This is a genomic window from Kitasatospora sp. NPDC088351 (genome assembly GCF_040685575.1).
In the GTDB taxonomy this organism is placed as follows: Bacteria; Actinomycetota; Actinomycetes; order Streptomycetales; family Streptomycetaceae; genus Kitasatospora.
Genome location: NZ_JBFBIL010000009.1, coordinates 16145 through 33067, shown reverse-complemented (window position 1 = coordinate 33067; position 16923 = coordinate 16145). Strand labels below are relative to the sequence as shown.

The 16923-nt window shown below is 72.0% G+C and carries 18 protein-coding genes and 1 pseudogene; 5 read left to right on the top strand and 14 right to left on the bottom strand.

Going from position 1 to position 16923, the window contains the following annotated elements:
• The first annotated feature begins 196 nt into the window (after positions 1 to 196).
• The 5 genes from AB0P06_RS09600 to AB0P06_RS09580 all read left to right on the top strand — a co-directional run bounded on the left by AB0P06_RS09600 (position 197) and on the right by AB0P06_RS09580 (position 2785).
• On the top strand, positions 197 to 1333 hold the full coding sequence (locus AB0P06_RS09600) for a polysaccharide deacetylase family protein (RefSeq protein WP_363606386.1): 1137 nt from the start codon (positions 197 to 199) through the stop codon (positions 1331 to 1333).
• 161 nt (positions 1334 to 1494) lie between these two features.
• On the top strand, positions 1495 to 1827 hold the full coding sequence (locus AB0P06_RS09595; RefSeq protein ID WP_363606586.1) for a DUF5753 domain-containing protein: 333 nt from the start codon (positions 1495 to 1497) through the stop codon (positions 1825 to 1827).
• Positions 1824 to 2051, top strand: coding sequence for a DUF397 domain-containing protein (locus tag AB0P06_RS09590; protein WP_363606384.1), 228 nt, complete (start codon positions 1824 to 1826; stop codon positions 2049 to 2051). Before AB0P06_RS09595 ends, AB0P06_RS09590 begins: the two co-directional genes overlap by 4 nt.
• A gap of 354 nt (positions 2052 to 2405) precedes the next feature.
• Complete coding sequence (locus AB0P06_RS09585; protein ID WP_363606383.1) at positions 2406 to 2561, top strand: Scr1 family TA system antitoxin-like transcriptional regulator; 156 nt, start codon at positions 2406 to 2408, stop codon at positions 2559 to 2561.
• Entirely contained in the window at positions 2558 to 2785 is a 228-nt protein-coding gene (locus tag AB0P06_RS09580) for a DUF397 domain-containing protein (RefSeq protein WP_363606381.1), read from the top strand. Before AB0P06_RS09585 ends, AB0P06_RS09580 begins: the two co-directional genes overlap by 4 nt.
• A gap of 187 nt (positions 2786 to 2972) precedes the next feature.
• Here the strand turns inward: AB0P06_RS09580 and AB0P06_RS09575 are convergent, their stop codons facing one another.
• The 14 genes and pseudogenes from AB0P06_RS09575 to AB0P06_RS09510 all read right to left on the bottom strand — a co-directional run bounded on the left by AB0P06_RS09575 (position 2973) and on the right by AB0P06_RS09510 (position 16808).
• On the bottom strand, positions 2973 to 3278 hold the full coding sequence (locus AB0P06_RS09575; RefSeq protein WP_363606380.1) for a hypothetical protein: 306 nt from the start codon (positions 3276 to 3278) through the stop codon (positions 2973 to 2975).
• A 174-nt stretch (positions 3279 to 3452) separates the two neighbouring features.
• On the bottom strand, positions 3453 to 4253 hold the full coding sequence (locus AB0P06_RS09570; protein ID WP_363606378.1) for a class I SAM-dependent methyltransferase: 801 nt from the start codon (positions 4251 to 4253) through the stop codon (positions 3453 to 3455).
• Between the two features lie 42 nt (positions 4254 to 4295).
• Complete coding sequence (locus AB0P06_RS09565; protein WP_363606376.1) at positions 4296 to 5159, bottom strand: phytanoyl-CoA dioxygenase family protein; 864 nt, start codon at positions 5157 to 5159, stop codon at positions 4296 to 4298.
• Entirely contained in the window at positions 5156 to 7297 is a 2142-nt protein-coding gene (locus AB0P06_RS09560; protein WP_363606374.1) for a phosphoketolase, read from the bottom strand. The genes AB0P06_RS09565 and AB0P06_RS09560 overlap by 4 nt, the downstream gene beginning before the upstream one ends.
• Complete coding sequence (locus AB0P06_RS09555; RefSeq protein ID WP_363606373.1) at positions 7294 to 8412, bottom strand: hypothetical protein; 1119 nt, start codon at positions 8410 to 8412, stop codon at positions 7294 to 7296. Before AB0P06_RS09555 ends, AB0P06_RS09560 begins: the two co-directional genes overlap by 4 nt.
• Positions 8413 to 8442: 30 nt before the next feature.
• Positions 8443 to 9156, bottom strand: a complete 714-nt coding sequence (locus AB0P06_RS09550; protein WP_363606371.1) for an HAD family hydrolase — start codon at positions 9154 to 9156, stop codon at positions 8443 to 8445.
• Positions 9153 to 10358 carry an enolase C-terminal domain-like protein gene (locus AB0P06_RS09545; RefSeq protein ID WP_363606370.1) on the bottom strand — a complete coding sequence of 402 codons (1206 nt, stop codon included), beginning with the start codon at positions 10356 to 10358 and terminating at the stop codon, positions 9153 to 9155. Before AB0P06_RS09545 ends, AB0P06_RS09550 begins: the two co-directional genes overlap by 4 nt.
• A complete protein-coding gene (locus tag AB0P06_RS09540; RefSeq protein WP_363606369.1) occupies positions 10358 to 11422 on the bottom strand; it encodes a radical SAM protein in 1065 nt (354 codons plus the stop codon). The genes AB0P06_RS09545 and AB0P06_RS09540 overlap by 1 nt, the downstream gene beginning before the upstream one ends.
• Before the next feature lie 11 nt (positions 11423 to 11433).
• Entirely contained in the window at positions 11434 to 11820 is a 387-nt protein-coding gene (locus AB0P06_RS09535) for an ATP-binding protein (RefSeq protein WP_363606367.1), read from the bottom strand.
• Between the two features lie 328 nt (positions 11821 to 12148).
• Entirely contained in the window at positions 12149 to 12688 is a 540-nt protein-coding gene (locus tag AB0P06_RS09530) for a DUF6221 family protein (protein ID WP_363606365.1), read from the bottom strand.
• Between the two features lie 16 nt (positions 12689 to 12704).
• Positions 12705 to 13661 carry a transcriptional regulator gene (locus tag AB0P06_RS09525; protein WP_363606363.1) on the bottom strand — a complete coding sequence of 319 codons (957 nt, stop codon included), beginning with the start codon at positions 13659 to 13661 and terminating at the stop codon, positions 12705 to 12707.
• A gap of 139 nt (positions 13662 to 13800) precedes the next feature.
• Positions 13801 to 13881 (bottom strand): annotated as a pseudogene (locus AB0P06_RS09520) (hypothetical protein); the annotation flags it as partial.
• A 153-nt stretch (positions 13882 to 14034) separates the two neighbouring features.
• Entirely contained in the window at positions 14035 to 15168 is a 1134-nt protein-coding gene (locus AB0P06_RS09515; RefSeq protein WP_363606362.1) for a DNA-binding protein, read from the bottom strand.
• Positions 15169 to 15599: 431 nt separating this feature from the next.
• Positions 15600 to 16808: an FAD-dependent monooxygenase gene (locus tag AB0P06_RS09510; RefSeq protein ID WP_363606360.1), complete on the bottom strand. Its 1209-nt coding sequence runs from the start codon at positions 16806 to 16808 to the stop codon at positions 15600 to 15602.
• Positions 16809 to 16923: the final 115 nt, after the last annotated feature.

Here is a 16923-nt window from a genome sequence, read left to right as displayed (position 1 = left end):
GTCCCCTTTGTCGTCGGCCGTACGGCGATCGTTCGACCTGCCGCTCCCTTGACGATCCGAGTGGTCCAGTCCATTGTTTTGCCTCGGTCTGAGTGCGGCACGCCAACGGCTCCCGCCCCTCGGGGAGCGCCCCAACCCGTTCCGACGCGCCCTCCCCACGGGTGCGTTTCCCCCACGCAGGAGTCCCCACTTGTCCATGTCCTCGCGCCTGTCCGCGCTCGCCGCGTGCGCCGCGCTCACCGTCTGCGGCCTCGCCGCCCCGGCGTCCGCCGACACCGGCCCCACCAGCCCCACCGCCCCCGCCGCTCCCACCGTCAACCTGGCCACCAACCCCGGCTTCGAGATCCCCGCCTCCTCGCTCGCCGACTGGGGCAGCGTCCCCGGCTGGAGCTGCGCCGGCGGCCCCGCCGAGGCCGCGGCCACCACCGCAGCCCCGCACTCCGGCGGCTCCGCGCTCACCGTCACCCCGGCGGGCGACAACTCCACCGGCGAGTGCGCCCAGACCGTCTCCGTCCAGCCCAACACCACGTACACCGCCTCGGCTTGGGTACGCGGCAAGTTCGTCTACCTGGGCGCCACCGGCACCGGCCGCGACGTCGCCCCCGCCTGGACGGAGAACACCAACGGCGGCTGGCAGCAGCTGACCACCCGTTTCACCACCGGCCCCACCGCGCGCACCGTCCGGCTGTACGTCCACGGCTGGTACCAGCAGGGCCCGTTCTCCGTCGACGACGTCCGGGTGGACGGCCCGGCCCCCGCCCCGGCGACGGCCACCCCGTCCGTCCCGACCAAGGACAAGGTCGTCTTCTTCACCGTGGACGACGGCTGGCAGCGCACCCCTGAGGCGGAGCAGTTCATCGCCGACCACAAGCTGCCGATCACCGCCTTCCCGCTGCCGATGCCGGCCGCCGCCGACCCCGGCTTCTTCCAGCGGGTCACCGCCGTGCCCGGTTCGTCCATCCAGGACCACAGCGTCTCCCACCCGGACCTCACCACGCTCTCCCCCGCCGAGCAGCAGGTCGAGATCTGCGACGCCCGCGACTCCCTGACCCGCACCTTCGGCACCGTCCCCACCGTCTTCCGCCCGCCCTACTTCACCTGGAACGCCGACACCCTCCAGGCCGCCGCCAACTGCGGCATGCGCACCGTCCTGACCGCCGACGCCGACTTCAGCTGGGGCGCTTCCAACGTCTGGCACGAGGGCCCCTTGCAGCCCGGCGACATCGTCCTGATGCACTGGACCGACACCCTGGCCACCGACCTCCAGCGCGCCCTGGCGGCAGCCGACGCGGCCGGCCTCAAGCCGGCGGGCCTGGCCTCCTACCTGCGCTGACTCCTGGGCGCGCCGCCAGTCCCGGGGGCCCGGCGGCGCGCCTCACAGCATCGGGCGGTCCCCGGAGAGACGGTGCGCATACCACCTCCGGGCCGCCCCGCCCATGACCCGATCCCCTTGCCGGCACCGCACGTTGGCCAGGGCGAAGGCATCCAGCTGTCCTGCACCAACGATTCGCCATAAAGCCCGTCGTCATGCGCGAGTCACTACGTAACCTCCTTCATGTCTCGAACCTGCCGAACGTCACGATCCAAGTCATGCCACTCAGCTCTACGCCCCACCCAGGGAGCGCGGGCCCTTTCAGCCTGATCAGATTCCGGGGCCCGGTCCCAGCTGTTGTGGTCTTGGAGAACCTGATCGGCGCGACCTACATTGAGGACGCCCACGGCGTGAAGAGCTACACCACCGCGTATGAGCGGATCGTTGCTGCAGCTTTGTCTCCTGACGACTCGCTCGCACTGATCGCACACCTAGAAAAAGGAAAACGGACATGAACGCCGAGTCCTCCAAGGCCGAGCTGTACGCCATCGACCTCTCCAACGCGGCCTGGACCAAGTCCTCGGCCAGCGTGGGCGAGCATGAGTGCGTCGAGATCGCCGTCCTCCCCAACGGCGCCCGCGCCGTGCGCGACTCCAAGAACCCCGACCGCCCGGCCCTCCTGTTCACCGAAACCGAGTGGCACGCCTTCCGCACCGGCGTCATCGCCGGCGAACTCTGACGCCCAGCTGTCCACGATCGAGCCACCGGCCACCCTGAGTCGAGACGCCTCCGCCCGGCCGCCACTCACGCGGGCGCCAGCCCCGGTCAACACAGCCAACGACGCACCCGACTGATGTGACTCACCGGCGGCCGACGGAGAGTCGGCCGCCGGCTGCGGGAAACCGCCGACACCTCACGAAACCGGCTACGGGCCGGTCAAACACCGGTGCTACCAGGCACTTCCCGCCCCCGCGGACGCGAACGGATCCGGCAAGATCCGCCATACGAACTCCGCATCGAGCGCCGGCCACGGCTGCCGCAGTTCACCGCGCGCAGCCGACGACAGCGCGTCCTGATCGGCTTTCCCGGGGTCGTGGTGTTGGAGAACCTGCTCGGCGCGACCTACATTGAGGACGCCCACGGCGTGAAGAGCTACACCGCCGCCTACGAGCGGATCGTCGCCACCGCGCTCTCCACAGACGACTCCCTCGCACTCGTCACACGCCTACACGAAGGAACACGCACATGAGCACCGATTCCTCCAAGGCCGACCTGTACGGCACCGACCTCTCCAACGCCAACTGGACGAAGTCGTCGGCCAGTGCGGGTGAACACGAGTGCGTCGAGATCGCCGTCCTCCCCGGTGGCGCCCGCGCTGTCCGCGACTCCAAGAACCCCGACCGCCCGGCCCTGCTGTTCACCGAAGCCGAGTGGCACGCCTTCCGCACCGGCGTCATCGCCGGCGAACTCTGACAGCCGGTTGTCCACGATCGAGCCACCGGCCACCCGGAGTCGAGACGCCTCCCACCCGGCCGCCACTCATGCGGGCGCCAGCCCCGGTCAGTACGGCCAACGACGCACCCGACTGATGTGACTCACCGGCGGCCGACGGAGAGTCGGCCGCCGGCTGCGGGAAACCGCCGACACCTCACGAAACCGGCTACGGGCTGCGCTCCAGCTGTCGCTTCGTCTGCTCCTGGTCGTCCCAGCCCATCCTGGCTACATCGAACAGGATGAGGATCTTCGCCGCTTCCTCGCTGGCCGGACCGTCAATTACCACCCGGCTCCGGGGAACGCTGCTCTGCTGAAGCAGCTGCAGTTCGCCGTGGAGCGCGCCGACGTGCTCGGCGAGTTTGGCCATGCCTTCGGCCAGCACGCGGAAGCGCTTGGGCTTCGGCAGGTTGAGGATGGTAACCGCTTGCGGGGGATGCAGCCGTCGAGCAGCGGCTTGGTCATGCGCTCCCACCAGTGGTCCTTCGCCGCAGCGTGCTGCCGTTGGCGTATCGAGGCCATCGTCGCCGTGGCGTGGTCGGAGCTGATCGCAAGGACCCTGCATTTCGGCGCTGGTGTATGAGGAAAGGCGGCTCCAGGGGCTGGGTGTTGCCCGGGGCCGCCCTTCGGGTGGTCTGCTGGGGTCTTCTCAGGTTCGGGTGGCGATGATCGCTTCGGTGCGGACGAGTTCGTCGTAGCGGCCCTCGGGGTTGAAGGCGGTGAGGGCTTCGCGCAGGTCGTGCTCGAAGGAGTCCTTCCGGTCGCCGAGTTGGGCGGGGCTGGAGTAGCTGTAGGAGAACTGCAGGCCCACGACCTCGTCCAGGGTGCGGGTGACGGTGCGGTCCCAGCGGACGGTCTCGATGTGGGAGAACGGGGAGCGGGCGACGACGTCCTGGTGGCGTTCTTTGGGGTGGCTGTAGGTGCTGGAGCCGGCCCGGCGCTCGGGGCCGAGGTAGCGGGTGCGGACCTCGGCGATCACCTCCAGCCAGGGGGTGGGTTCGACGTCGCCGGGAGCTCCCCCGGAGGCGAGGACGACGGCCCCGCCGGGGGCGATGAGGTGGTCCAGGTCCTTGAGGAGCTGGTCGCGGTCGGTCCAGTGGAACGCGGCGCCCATCACCGTGAGCAGGATCTGTCCGAGGTCGAGGGTGTGCAGGGTGGTGGAATCGCCTTGCAGCCAGGTGATGTTGGTGATGCCGGCCTGGTCGGCGAGCGTGCGGCCTTCGGCGAGCATGCCGGGCTCGGGGTCGACGGCGACGACCTCACCGACGAGGCGGGCGAGCGGGAGGGCGAGGACGCCGGTGCCGGTGCCCAGGTCCAGGACGCGCTGGGTGCCGTCGAGGGCGAACTTCTCCTTGAGCAGGTCGTAGAGCTTCGGGTCGTAGCCGGGCCGGTATTTCGCGTAGTAGGGGGCGGTGGAGGCGAACAGTTCGTCGGGCGTGTAGGAGGTCATGGTCACCAGTCTTTCGCGGACGCTCTCGTGGTTTGTGGCTCTTCAGGAGGAATGCGGCGGAGTGGAGTTGACACGGTCCCACCACTGCTGGAGGGCCCAGGCTCCGGCGCCTTCGTGGGTGACCGAGCCGTCCGGGTTGCGGTCGGGGGTGCCCAGCAGTTGGCGTTCGACGTCGTCCAGGCCGGGGTGATCGTGCAGGTGCGGGGCGGGGTCGTCGAGGTCGGCGAGCCAGCGGTAGCCGTATTGCATCATCACCGCCAGGCGCGGGCGGCCAGAAACGTTCAGGCCGCCGGCGTGCCAGGTGCGGTTTTCGAACAGCAGGACGTCCAGGGGACCGAGGTCGGGGGTGATCGCGCGGGGCGGGTCGATGGCGCCCTGGGGAACGGTGACCGGGCCGGGGTCGTGGCTGCTGCCGGGCAGGACCATGGTGAGGCCAGCATCGGGGGTGATGTCGCTGAGGTAGTAGGCGGCCTTGATCGCGAGCCGGGGGACCTTGCCGGTGCCGAGGTCGCGGGTGGCGGCGGCCATGTCGCGGTGCCAGCCGTGCCGCTGTGGGACGCGGATGGTGCGCGTGCCGCCGGGCGGGATGGACGGCATGGAGATCAGGTTGCTGGACATCAGGTGCAGGTTCGGGCTGAGCAGGCCGACGATGGTGGGCAGGACGGCCGGGTTGGCGACCAGCGGCAGGAAGGCGTCGTCCACGGCCACGACGCCACGGAAGCCGTCTTTGCCGTCCGTGCTGCGGTCGCGGCCGGCGGTCCGGTCGCCGGCCAGGAGCCGCTCACTCGCCTCGGCGAGCTGGTCCCGGAGCTCGGGGCTGATGACGTCGCGCAGGATGAGGTAGCCGTCGCGGTCAAACGCGGCGAGCTGGTCCGGGTCGGGCGGGGCCGGGAGGGTGCGGGTCATCGGCGGTGCTCCTCAATGAGTCGGGTCGCGCGGGCGGACAGGGCCGGGGTCGACAGGTCGGCGTGTTCGAGCAGGGCCTCGTTGCTGACGGGGCGGCCGGGGTCGCGGTAGCCGACCACGTGGAAGCGGTCCGTCTCGCCGCGGGCCGCGAGCAGGCCGCGGACGGCGCCGGGGAAGGTCGGGACGGCCAGCAGGACGGGGCAGTCGGCGCCGAACAGGTCGGTGAACGCCTGCCGGGTCAGGGCTGCCGGCCAGGTCCCCGGGGAGCCGAGGACGGTGAGGTCGTTGATGTGCAGGTATCGGATCGTAGTGGCGGCCCGGACGCGACGCAGGTTGCGCGCGGCCTCGGCGAGTTGGCGGGCCGGAACGTCTCCGGCGGAGGCCAGGACCACCTCCGGGGTGCCCCGGCCGAAGGACAGGTGCGGCCAGATCGCGACTCCTCGGGTGAGCTCGTCGCGGAACGGTCCGGGCGGGAAGTTCAGCCCGCCGTGCTTGTCGGTGATCAGGAAGTTGACACGGTCGCGGCCGGCGAGCATCTCGGCGAGAACGGCGGCGGCCCGGGTGGTGTCCGCCGGGGTGTAGATGTGCACGGACGGGTCTTCGAGTTCGAGCATCGCGGAGGCCAGGCCCGGGTTCTGGTGGGTGTAGGTGTTGCGCCAGCCGAGCGAGGTGATCAGGTAGTTGATCGACGGCAGGTTCGCATGCCCGGCCGCGTACCGCATGTTGCGGTGCTTGAGGTGCTGGGCGAGCAGGCTGGTGTTGACCGGGGCGAACGCCTCGTAGGTCGCGAGCACGGCGTCGCGGCCGGTCTCGGTGTAGCCCTGCAGCCAGGCGTGGCAGATCTCCTCGTTGAGGATCTCCACCGCCCAGGGCGGGGTGCTGCCGTCCGGGCTGAGGCGGAGCCGGTTGGAGGCGATCTCGTCGGGGCTGAACAGCCGAAACGCGGGGTGCTCGGCCCGGGCCCGCAGGACCGTGCTCACGTCCGCCCAGGACTGCCGCTGGCCGATCACCGCAGTCCCTGCCGCAGGTGGTTGTGCGGCAGGGCCGGGCAGGGCCCGGCGGACCAGTTCGGTCGGGCGGCCCTGGGCGGTCAGCAGCTCGGTCGGCCGGTAGGAGGCGAGCCAGCCGGCGAGTGCGGAGAACTCCGCGTCGTTCTCCAGCGGGTTCGCCAGTGGTGTCTTGTGGACCGCCGGTGTCCCGGCGATCTGCCGTCCGGCGACGTGCTCGGGCCCGGTGTAGCCCTTGGGCATGGTCAGCACCACCACCGGCTGCGGGCCCGCCTCGCCGAGCGGGCGAAGCGCCGTGAACGCGTCGGCGAGCAGGCGGCGGAAGGCGGTCAGGTCGCTGCCGTCGGCGACCAGCGGCCGGTAGCCGAGCCCCGCGAAGTAGGCCGTCATCTCCTCACTGGTCAGCCCCGCGAGGAGGGACGGGCCCCCCATCCGCAGGCCGTTGGCCAGCACCACCGGCAGCACCGCCCCGTGCCCGCCGGATCCGGCCAGGGCCCGGCAGGCGAGCCAGGCCGCCGCGGTGGCACCGGTCTCCAGCTCGCCGTCGCCGATCAGCGGGACAACCAGGCGGTGCGGGGCGTCCAGGGCCATGCCCTGGGCGACAGCGAGCACGGGGCCGAGCTGCCCGCCGGTGTGCCGGACGCCGGGGATCAGCGGGGTGACCTCCGATCCGAACCGCTCGGGGTCGGGGAAGCCGGCGACGAGGGTCCGCAGGTCGGCCATCGTCCAGGCTTCGCTGCCGGGCCGGGGCAGGCTCTGGTTGAGGTAGGCGTGAGCGAGCGCAGACGGCCCGGCGTGTCCGGCGCCGTGCAGCACCAGCAGCTCCGAGCCTTCCGGCCGGTGAGCGGTCAGCGGGCCGAGGTGGGCGAGCAGGTAGTTCACCGGCGGGCAGACGCCCCAGTGACCTCGCGGGCTCGCCTTGAGGTCCTCGTGCCGCAACAGTCGGGCCAGACGTGGATTTCCGGTCAGATAGAGCTGGGCGGCGGACAGGTAGTTCAGGGCCCGCCAGTAGGCGTCGACGGCCTGGTCCGGGACAGCGACGAGGGCCTCGGCCGCGGCTCGGCCCCAATCGGGGAAGCCAGCAGTCGCCGGGGTGGGGTCCGGGTCGGTGGTGGTAAGGGCGGTGGTCACTTCGGGCTCCGGGTGCGGGCGGCGACGACGGCCCCGGCGATGCGGTCGGCTCGGACCTGGGAGTCGGCGGACTCGGTGATCAGGTGGAGCATCTGGGCGCGTTCATGGTCCGGCAGGACTGCCCAGTCGGCCCCGGCCCGGGCGAGGGCGGCGGCCAGGTCATCGGGGACGCTGTGCCGGGCAGCCTCCCGGATCCCGCGCAGGACGAGCGGGACGCCCGCTTGGTCGGTGGGGTGCTCGACGAGCAGGGCCGCCTGCCCGGCAGCGGAGACGGCGACCAGGGTCCGTGTGCCGGACTGCGGGAAAGTGACCCGCAGGCGCCGACCGCGCAGACCCGCCGGCCCCTGGCAGGGCAGCAGTAGGACGGGTCGGCCGCCGGGATGGGAGGGCCGGGCCGTCACGTGCAGGACCCGGTCCGGTCCGGGCAGCGGTTGCAGGGTGCCCGGCGAGGTGTGGCCGGGGGGCTCGGTGACGGCGATGACGCCGCCAGCGGTCCCGGCGGTGCGGCGGGCGGCCTTGTGGGCGAACAGGCAGCGGTCGACGGTGGCCAGCAGGTGGTCGGTGAAGGTGTGCTTCCAGGCGTTGCCCTCCCGCCCGTCGGGCAAGTGGGCGGGACCTGCGACGGCGAGCGCGAAGGACACCCGGGTGGGCAGCACGTCGGCGAGCCGGTCGCGCAGGTCGGTGACGGCCTGCTGGAAGGCGGCCGGGGCGTCGACGGCAGCGGCGATGATGACCTCGTCGCCGCCGAACGTGGCCGTGCAGGCCGCCTGCCAGGGCTGGTCGCGGAACCAGTCCCGGGTGGCGGCGCCCAGGCGGGCCATGACCTGATTGCCAGCCAGATGCCCGAAGCTGGCCGCGTCCGTGGCGTTGGCCTGCTCGACGTGCTCCTTCAGCCCGTCGACGTCGCCGATCGCCAGGGCGACCATCCCGCCCGCTTCCAGCTCGCCGGCCAGCGCACGGGGGATGGAGGTGTGGAAGTCCGGGAAGGCGACCAGCCCGGTGAGCGGGTCCTCCCGGCTGCCGGTGCACCACTGGCGAAGCGGCATCCCGGACGGGTCGAAGTAGGGCACGGACGTGGCGAGCACGTCCTTGGTGGTGTTGGCGCTCTGGTCCATCGAGGGACCTCCCCCAAGGTGTAAGTGGGATCAGCTGCGGGCGGGCAGCAGGTGGCGGAGCGTGCGCAAGGTGCGGATCGTAACGGCCAGCGGATCGGCCAGCTGCGGCAGCCGGGTGTCCTCGGGCCGGTGCAGGTAGGCCGCGTGCCAGCCCGCCGCGACCGCCCCGGTGGCGTCCGCCCGGGCGGAGTCCCCGACGTGCAGCAGCTTGTGCGGCTGGAGCCCGGACAGGGCCTCGACGGCGGCGAACGCCTCCTTCTCCGGCTTGCAGAAGCCGGTGTCGGCGGAGTGGACGACCGCGTCAAGAAGCGCGTGGAAGCCGGGCTCCTGCTCGGGGATCGAGGAGCCGAGCGAGTTGGTCATCGCGAACAGGGCGAACCCCCGGGCCCGCAGCAGTTGCAGGGCCGCGAGCGCGTCGGGGAACAGCTGCGGGGACGCCGCCCGGGTGCGGGCGCCCTCCAGCACCCGCAGCAGTTGCTCGAATGCCTCGGGCCGGGCGAAATCGCGGGCGAGCTCGCCCGCCAGGTCGGCGGGGGTGATCCGGCGGCGTTTCGCTCCGGCTTCCATCACCTCCCGGGCCTGCTGCAGCGTGATCCCCAGGACGTGGGCGACCTGCCCGGTGGTCGGGTGGGTGTCGGTGACCACCAGGGTGCCGCCCAGGTCGAAGCAGACCCCGCGGACCCCAGCCCAGAGCGAGCTCCGCTCGGCCCCGGTCATCCACGCCCCGATCTGGCGGCTGGTCATCGCCCCACCGACCAGGCCGGGTCGTCGCCGACGGTCGTCAGCCGATCGGCCAGCCCCGGCCCGGTGCGGGCCGGGAGCCAGCCCCCGTCGACCGTCACCGGGTGTTCGTGGATCTGCTGCCGCAGTGACTCGACGGTCAGGTGGTATTCGACCGCCGGGATCTTGTCGCGGCAGCAGACGGCGGCCAGCGCGAGTGTGGCGTTCAGGTGGGCGCCGTGCGGGAAGGTCGGGATGCCCTGATCCGCGGCCGTCTCGACGGTGTGCAGGGAGCGTGCGAGGCCCCCGGCCCAGCCGACGTCGACCTGCCAGACGTCCACCTGCCCGCCGGTCAGCAGCCGTGTCTGCTCAGCCTCGTCGACCGCGTGCTCTCCGGCCGCGAGCGGGACCTCGGCCGGGGCGAGCCGCAGCCGCTGCCAGCCCCAGGAGCCGGCCGGGACCAGCTCCTCCGCCCACTGGACCTGGAGATCCGCGAGGACCGGCAGCAACCGCAGCGCGTCGTCCAGGTGGCAGCGGCCCAGGCCGTCGACCATGAACGGGCCCTCGCCCGCAGCTTCCCGCAGCCGCCCGAGCGTGGCGGCGAGCGCGCGGGGCCCGGCCAGGATCAGCTGCTTGGTCAGCGGCCACTTTTGGCCCCAGAACCCGGCCCCGGCGATCCAGGCCGCAGCCTCCCCGGCGCCCGGGTGGGCCGGGTCCAGGCCCAACGCGGACGCGTAGGCCGGGACGCGGGAGCGGACCTGCCCGCCCAGCAGATCGACCACGCTCGTCCTGGACGCGGCCGAGGCCAGATCCCAGCAGGCCAGCTCGACCGCGGAGACCGCCTGCCGGGCGTGCGGGCCCGTCCGGTGGCGGCCGGTGGCCTTCCGGTAGGGCAGGCGGCGGTGCTCGGCGGCGTCGTGCCCTACCAGCCCGGCCGCGTGGTCATCCCGGATCACCTGTACCACCGGCCCGCTCACCGGGCCGTGCCAGCCGAGCCCGCCGTCGCCGACCAGGCAGAGCGCGAACCGCTCGCGGTGCTCAGCCCACTCGGGCCCGGCCGGGGTGACCGCGACGGCGGCGATCTCCTTCGGCAGCCCTTCGGGCAGACCCGCCTCCTGCGGGGGCAGGCGCCATGCCTGGACCTCGCGGATCACCGTGCCCGCCTCCCGGACCGGACCGGCGTCCTCGCAGCGGCCCGCCGCGGGCGCCGTGTCGGTGGCCGCCATCAGATCCTCGCTCCGGTCAGCTCTTCACCGTCGAAGGTGAAGCACCACGGGCTGCGGTAGTTCTGCCACCAGGCCGGCCGCAGCCCGGTGCCGGCGAACAGCCGCTCGACGTTGCGGCGCATCGTCAGGTGCCACTCGATCGAGTCCGAGCCGGGCGTGCGGTAGACGTCCATAAACGGGTTGTGGGCCTGGTAGGTCTGGAACCGGGGGAACGTCGTGGTGACCGGGACGAAGCCCTTCAGGTTCTCGACGGCCGCCTCGATCGGGTCCAGGCCGACGATGTAGGTGAAGTCCGTGGTGATCCCGCGCTCCTTCGCCGCCCCGAGGGCGGTGACCATCTCCTCGGGCGTGAGCTTGGCCTTGGACTCCTTGAGGATCTGCCGCCGCTCGGTGAAGCACTCGGCCGTCAGGGTGAGGTGGAACGAGCCCAGATCCGCGGCGGCGTCCAGTCCGGTCTCGGTGGTCAGCACCGAGGACAGGAAGTGCAGGGTGCCGGTGCAACCGTTCGCGCTCATCGCCGTACGGACCTCCGCCAGGTGCTCGAGCGCGAGGTGCTCGTGGAGGAAGCACCCGGTGCAGACCGTCACCGTCTCTACCGGCGACAGGTCCTCCATCCCCGAGTTCGCGGCGAGCGCGCCGAGATAGCCGGCCAGGTCGAGGGCCTTGATCTTCGGGTCGGAGGAGTCCTCCAGGGTGTTCGGGCAGAACACACAGCCCGTGCACTGGGAACGGGCGTTGGAGTTGAGGGTCAGCGTCCTCCTGCCGTTACGCCAGTAGCCGAGCACAGCATCATCGTCCTCGATGCCGTCGACCTCGCCGACCTTCACCCCGCGCAGCCGCAGCTCGTGCTCGTCCAGCTCGAACGGGGAGTTCTGACGGCCCAGGGAGAGGATCAGGAACAGCGGATCGGCGGGGCGAGAGTCCAGCCGCAGCTGGAAACGCATGCGCGGCTTGGTCAGCGGCGAGCGGGCGCCGCAGGCGTTCAGGGCGATCAGCAGCACGTCCTCGGTGTTGACGTCCCACTGCTTGGCCACCTTCTCCAGGTGGGCGACCGATTCGAGCATCTCGTTCTCCTTCACGCAGTCGTGTGCGGGCAGGACGCGGCCAGGCCGGCAGCATCCGGAGGAGCGGTCGTGCGGTGGTGCGGACCGGGCTTCAGACGGCGACCCGAGGCGAGCGGCAGATGGAGGACGACCGCCTTGCCGCCGGTCGAGGCGTCGTCCACGACCTCGTGCCTGCCGTGAGCCTCCTCGACCAGGCCCTTCGCCAGGGCCAGTCCCCAGCCGCCCGAACCGTTCGGAGCAGGCAGGGCCTTGGGGCGGAACGGGTGGGCATCCGCGACGGAAACCGTCAACTCGGTGTCATCCGTGCTCAGTTCGACCTTCACGGTCGGCGAGATCACCGCCGCGTGCCGGGCGACGTTCGTGACCAGCTCGCTGACGCTCAGGCAGGAGGTGGCCACCAGCTCGTCGTCCAGACCCCAGCCTTCGAGGACCTTCCTGGTCTCCCGGCGGGACGCGCTCGGCGATCGACAGGACCTGGAAGACGTGGATCATCGCGTCGGCGGACATCACAGCCCCTCCCTTCCGGGGTGACTCGGCAACCCGGCATCACCGAAGGTAAGCGAGAGAACACGCTGCGGTGTTCACGGCTGTGAACACACCGCCCCGGACAGCGATCAGGGGCCCTCCCTGATGGGAGAGCCCCTGATCAGGCATCAAAAAGGGTTAGCTGTCGAGTACGGATGAACGTGCCCGGCCGAGTGTGACTTCGACGCGCCCAGGCGGCCGTCACGGCTCGCGCAGCGTCCAGGCCGGGTCGTAGTCGGGGTGTTCCCGGTAGGCCATGGCCAAGGCCCTCACCGCGTCCCGCAGAGCCTCGCGGGCCGGTCCCGGTTCCGCTTCCTCGAAGAGGTTGATGACCATGTAGCGGCTGTCGGCGTTCAGGATCGCGGGCCAGGGACCCCAGGTGGCGATGTGGTCGGCGACGACCCGCAGCGAGGTCTCCACCACCAGTTCGTCGTGGCCGTCGACAACTCGCTGGCTGCGGCGGGGCCAGTGCCGCCAGGGAGTGATCCCCGCCGCCGCGGCTGCCGCCAGTTCCTCCTCCAGGCGGTCGTGCAGGAAGACGACGACGGGCTCGTGCGGGCCCTCGTCTTCGGAGTCCCTCGGGCCGCCGTAGGACTCGCGGGCCTTCCGTCCGCTCGGGCCGTCGGCGGGGCAGTAGGTCAGCCACCCCCGTTCACCGCGGATGAGCACTCCGCCGCCGGGCGGAACGTAGGTCTGGCAGCCGGCGGCCGCGCAGACCGCCCCGTACTTGTTCGTCGCCACCGGGCAATTGTGCAGCTCAGAACTGCAGGCCCATGCGGTGGGCCAGCCCTCGCAGATCCCGGGCGGCATGCGAGGGCAGCTGGCGGTCGAGCAGGTCGGAGACGGTGTCACGCACCAGCGCGTTGGCGTGGATACGCTGGGGCGCGACATGCTCGGCGGCCAGCAGCGCGGCGACGGCCTCGGCGTCCCGGCCGCGAAGGTGCGCGAGCGAGCGGCCCAGGTCCGCGCGGAAGGCCGCCTCCCGGCCTGGGGCGGACAGGATCTGCGGGCGGACGCCGCCGCCCGCCGCGACCGCCTTTCCGTGCAGGCCCAGGTCGGTGTTCAGGCTCACCTGGTGGATGCCGACGTTGGTCGGCCCGAAGTTCAGGTGCCATGCCTTGGTCTCGCCGGTGCGGGCGGCCAGGCTGGCGGCCTCCACCAGGTGCTGGTTGACCTCGTGGGTCCGCTCGGCGCCCGAGCGGCGGACATCCTGGGTCAGACAGGTCGCCTGGATCAGGTGCAGCTCGCCCAGCAGCGCGTGCGCGGCCGGGCTCACCAGGCGCCGCTCGACCTCGGCAGCGGCCTGTCCGGCGCGGGCCAGGGCCTGGGCCGGGCTGCCGGCGGCCATGAGCACGTGGGTGTGGAAGAACCCTGACAGCGCGTGGTAGATCGGGTCGTCCAGCTCGGCGATCGCCTCCGCCGCCCGGGTGACTGCGATGAACGCCAGGTCGGTGTAGCCAAGGTTCTTCAGCAGCAGCGTGCAGGCCGGGTGGTAGGCGTCCGCCAGCAGCCGCAGCAGCACCTGCCGCCGCGGACCGGTGGCCGCATCGGCCGCCGCGTGCAGATCCCCAAGCAGGCCGGGAAGCACGTCCGCGACCTGGCCGTACTCGCAGGAGTGATAGAGCCGGTTGGCCTCGGCGACCCGCTCGGCCAGCACGCCGACCGGCTCGGCCGGCGGCCCCTGGTCCGGAGGCAGCCCCAGGTTCATGCCCATCAGCGCCAGGCGAAGGGCCGGGATCGCCTCGTGCGCGCTCGCGGTGGATCGGGTCGGCGGGAGCGTAGGGCTGGCCGGTCAGCTCCGAGGGTGCGATCTGCAGGGCCTCGGCCAGGGCGTTGATGTGCCCGGTGCGGTCCAGGTGCCGCTGGCCGTTCTCCACCATCGACAGGAAGCCGGCCGACAGCCCGGACAGCCCGGACAGCGTCCGCAGGCTCATCCCTCGCTGACGGCGGGCCAACCGCAGCCGCTGGCCGATCTGCTGGGCCTGCTCTTCGCTCATCACGCCCCACCCTCGCAGTTCCGGTGACCAAGCCGTAGCGTAGGGCGACCGCGGGGCCCGCCGGGACAGGTTTCCCCGAACCGGGTGCCGTCACCGCACTCCGGCCCGCTCCGCGATTCGCCGGATCGTCTCCGCGGACGCAGGGTCGTGGGTCTGGGCAGGCAGCACGGCCAGCAGCTCGCGAGCGAACGAGTCCAGACGCACCCGCAACGGCGCCAGCTCCTCGGCCGCGGCGAGGTTGGCCGCCGTCTCCTCAAGACGGCCGAGCCGGGCGTGAGCCAAGGCGGCGGCCACCATCACCGAGGCACGCCAGGCCGGCTCCAAGGCATCCAGATCCGCGCACCGGGCATGCTCGACCACCTCGTGCGCCGCTCCGCTCTCCACGGCGACCACGACCCGGGTGGCCGCGACCACCGCGCCCGTCCGGGAGTCCTCCGCTTGACCGGCCGCCTGGTCAAGCAGCCCATCGGCCGTCTCCCGCCGCCCGGTGACGGCGTGCGCGAGTGCTTCCACCAGCGGCAGGCCCTGCCCGCCCCCGGCGGCCCTGGCCCGCTGGAGGCGGGCGAGGGCGTACTCCGGCAAGGCCATGTCGATCAGCAGCCGGGCCTCCTCAATGAGGACCTCCACCGGCTCGGGGCCGCCAGGCCGGGCGGTGTGCAGCAGCATCCAGGCCAGATCCCGATAGCCCAGGCGCCGCAGCAGTCCGGCCGCCGCGACGTGTCCCAGCATCCGCAGTTCCGCCGCCCGCTCCCGGCCGGCCTCCGAGCGCGCCGTCGCGGCGATGCTGTCGGCCAGACGGATCGCGCCCGGCAGGGCAAGCGCCAGCGCGTACTCGTCCCCGGCCGCCTCGGCGGCCAAGGCCGAGGAGGTACGGGCGTCAAGATCGTCCACCGACCCGGACAAGGACGCCGCTGCGGATCCGGCGATCTCGCGCCGCAGCTCGAAGGCCACGGCCCGCACCGCCGCGTGCTCGGGGCCGGCCGGGGGGTAGGGCTGCCCGGTCAGATCGGTGGCGTCCAGCCGCAGGGCCCCGGTCAGGGCGGCCAGCTCACCGCGGCGGTCCACCCAGTTCCGGCCGCTCTCCAGAAGGGCGATGCGCTCGGACGGGATCCGGGCACGCTCGGCGAGTTCGCCGACGCTCACCGCCCGCCGCACTCGCCAGGTGGCCAGATTCCTGCCTATCAGGCTTCCGCCGTCCTGATCGCTGTGTCCGTCGTGCCTCACGGGGCCTGCTCGATCCTCTGCCGTCGCGTCCGCTGCCAGCCGAAGGCGGCTCCCTCCGGTCAGCGGAGGCCCCCGTGTGAGCGCATATGCCCTTCACCCGCACCACAGTAGTGACCCTGGCTCACCTGAAGTGCAGGCCCCGGTAGCACAGGGCAGGGATCTCACAACGGGAGACTCGACGAAGCCTGCGCGTCCTGGCACCTGGCCGTCGAAGACTACCCACGCGTCCAGTCCGGCCTAGCCGACGACCGCATCCGCGCAATGCTCGCCGCCCTCAGACCTCACAGCAAGAGGGGAGCGCGCCCGGGAACTCCACGAACGCGCACGGCAGATGACCGCCGCAACCGAACGACCGGCCCGACCCGGGCGAAGGAGCACGGCGGCGCCGTCCCGACGAAGGCCGTCCGCCCCGGCCGCACCCGCGCCGGGTACTACAGCGCGGGTGCGTGACCGTACTCGGGCAGGGTGATGTCTCCGGCCTTGGCGAACTGTGCGGCAAGCAGGTTCCGCATCGGCCAGCGGTTCATCGAGCGCATCGAGAGGTCCCGCAAGCGGATGGCTAGCGCGCTGGAGGGCGCGTATCCCGAAGCACCGCCGGGCGGCAGTCGCTGGGCCTGGCCGACATAGGGGCGCATCACCCGGTCGTAGTTCCGGAAGGCGGCACGGTGGTCTCCGTCGGCGGTGGCGAGCTCGCCGGCCAGCACGTAGGCGCCGACCAGGGCCACGCTCGTTCCCAGACCGGTGAGCGGCGTCGGGCAGTAGCCGGCGTCACCGAGCAGCACCACCCGGCCGCGAGACCAGTGGTCGAGCCGCACCTGGCCCATGGAGTCGAAGAAGAAGTCCGGCGCGGTGCGCATCGCCCGCAGCAGCCGCGGGACCTCCCAGCCCGCACCGGCGAATCGGTCGGCCATCATGTCCTGCTGCGCGGCGGTGTCGTGGCGGTCGTAGGCGATCGGTGGCGACCGGAAGCTGAGGCCGGCCTTGATCTCTCCGGGGAGGCGGCCCGGACGGGCCGACGCGACGAGCCCGCCGGGTGCGTTGTACATCTGGAACCAGCCGTCGAGGTCCAGCTCATCGGTGGCCGTGAACCAGGCGGTGTACACGTTCAGCGGGCGGACGTACGCCGACTCCGGGCCGAAGGCCAGTGCGCGCACCGCGGAGTGCAGCCCGTCCGCCCCGACGACCAGGCCGTATCGACGCGGCTCGGCTTTCTCGAAGGCGACGGTGACGCCGTCGTCGTCCTGGTCGAGCGCGGTGATGGTGTCATCGAACAGGTACTCCGTCTCCGGCCGGGTCGCCTCGTACAGCAGGCGGCCGAGGTCGCCGCGCAGTATCTCGATCTCCGAAATGATTCCCTCGCCGCCGAAGCTGTCCGCCGTCATCCGGGCGGTGTGCCGGCCGGAGGCGTCGACGAAGGCGATGCCACGCTGGTCGACGCTGGTCGCCCGCGCCTGCTCCAGCAGTCCCATACGCGCCATCACGGTGCGCCCGGCGCCGCGCAGGTCCACGGTCTGGCCGCCCGGCCGCGGCGCGGGCGCGCGCTCGACGACGGTGACGGTGATGCCTGCCCTGCGCAGCCAGTACGCGAGCGCGGGCCCGGCGATGCCGGCGCCGGAGATGAGTACGTCGGTGTTCCCCATAGCGCCGAATGTACGGCGTACACATGAGATCAGACAAGCCAGGAAACCATTGCCATCAAGGCGAGTTGACCCTTCGGTGCACTAGTGCTGGAGCGCCTGCTCCACCCGGACGGGC

Coding starts and splice junctions, on each gene's coding strand:
- AB0P06_RS09600 (WP_363606386.1), top strand. CDS start 197: ATGTCCTCGCGCCTGTCCGCGCTCGCCGCGTGCGCCGCGCTCACCGTC.
- AB0P06_RS09590 (WP_363606384.1), top strand. CDS start 1,824: ATGAACGCCGAGTCCTCCAAGGCCGAGCTGTACGCCATCGACCTCTCC.
- AB0P06_RS09580 (WP_363606381.1), top strand. CDS start 2,558: ATGAGCACCGATTCCTCCAAGGCCGACCTGTACGGCACCGACCTCTCC.
- AB0P06_RS09570 (WP_363606378.1), bottom strand. CDS start 4,253: ATGACCTCCTACACGCCCGACGAACTGTTCGCCTCCACCGCCCCCTAC.
- AB0P06_RS09565 (WP_363606376.1), bottom strand. CDS start 5,159: ATGACCCGCACCCTCCCGGCCCCGCCCGACCCGGACCAGCTCGCCGCG.
- AB0P06_RS09555 (WP_363606373.1), bottom strand. CDS start 8,412: ATGGACCAGAGCGCCAACACCACCAAGGACGTGCTCGCCACGTCCGTG.
- AB0P06_RS09550 (WP_363606371.1), bottom strand. CDS start 9,156: ATGACCAGCCGCCAGATCGGGGCGTGGATGACCGGGGCCGAGCGGAGC.
- AB0P06_RS09545 (WP_363606370.1), bottom strand. CDS start 10,358: ATGGCGGCCACCGACACGGCGCCCGCGGCGGGCCGCTGCGAGGACGCC.
- AB0P06_RS09540 (WP_363606369.1), bottom strand. CDS start 11,422: ATGCTCGAATCGGTCGCCCACCTGGAGAAGGTGGCCAAGCAGTGGGAC.
- AB0P06_RS09525 (WP_363606363.1), bottom strand. CDS start 13,661: ATGGGCATGAACCTGGGGCTGCCTCCGGACCAGGGGCCGCCGGCCGAG.
- AB0P06_RS09510 (WP_363606360.1), bottom strand. CDS start 16,808: ATGGGGAACACCGACGTACTCATCTCCGGCGCCGGCATCGCCGGGCCC.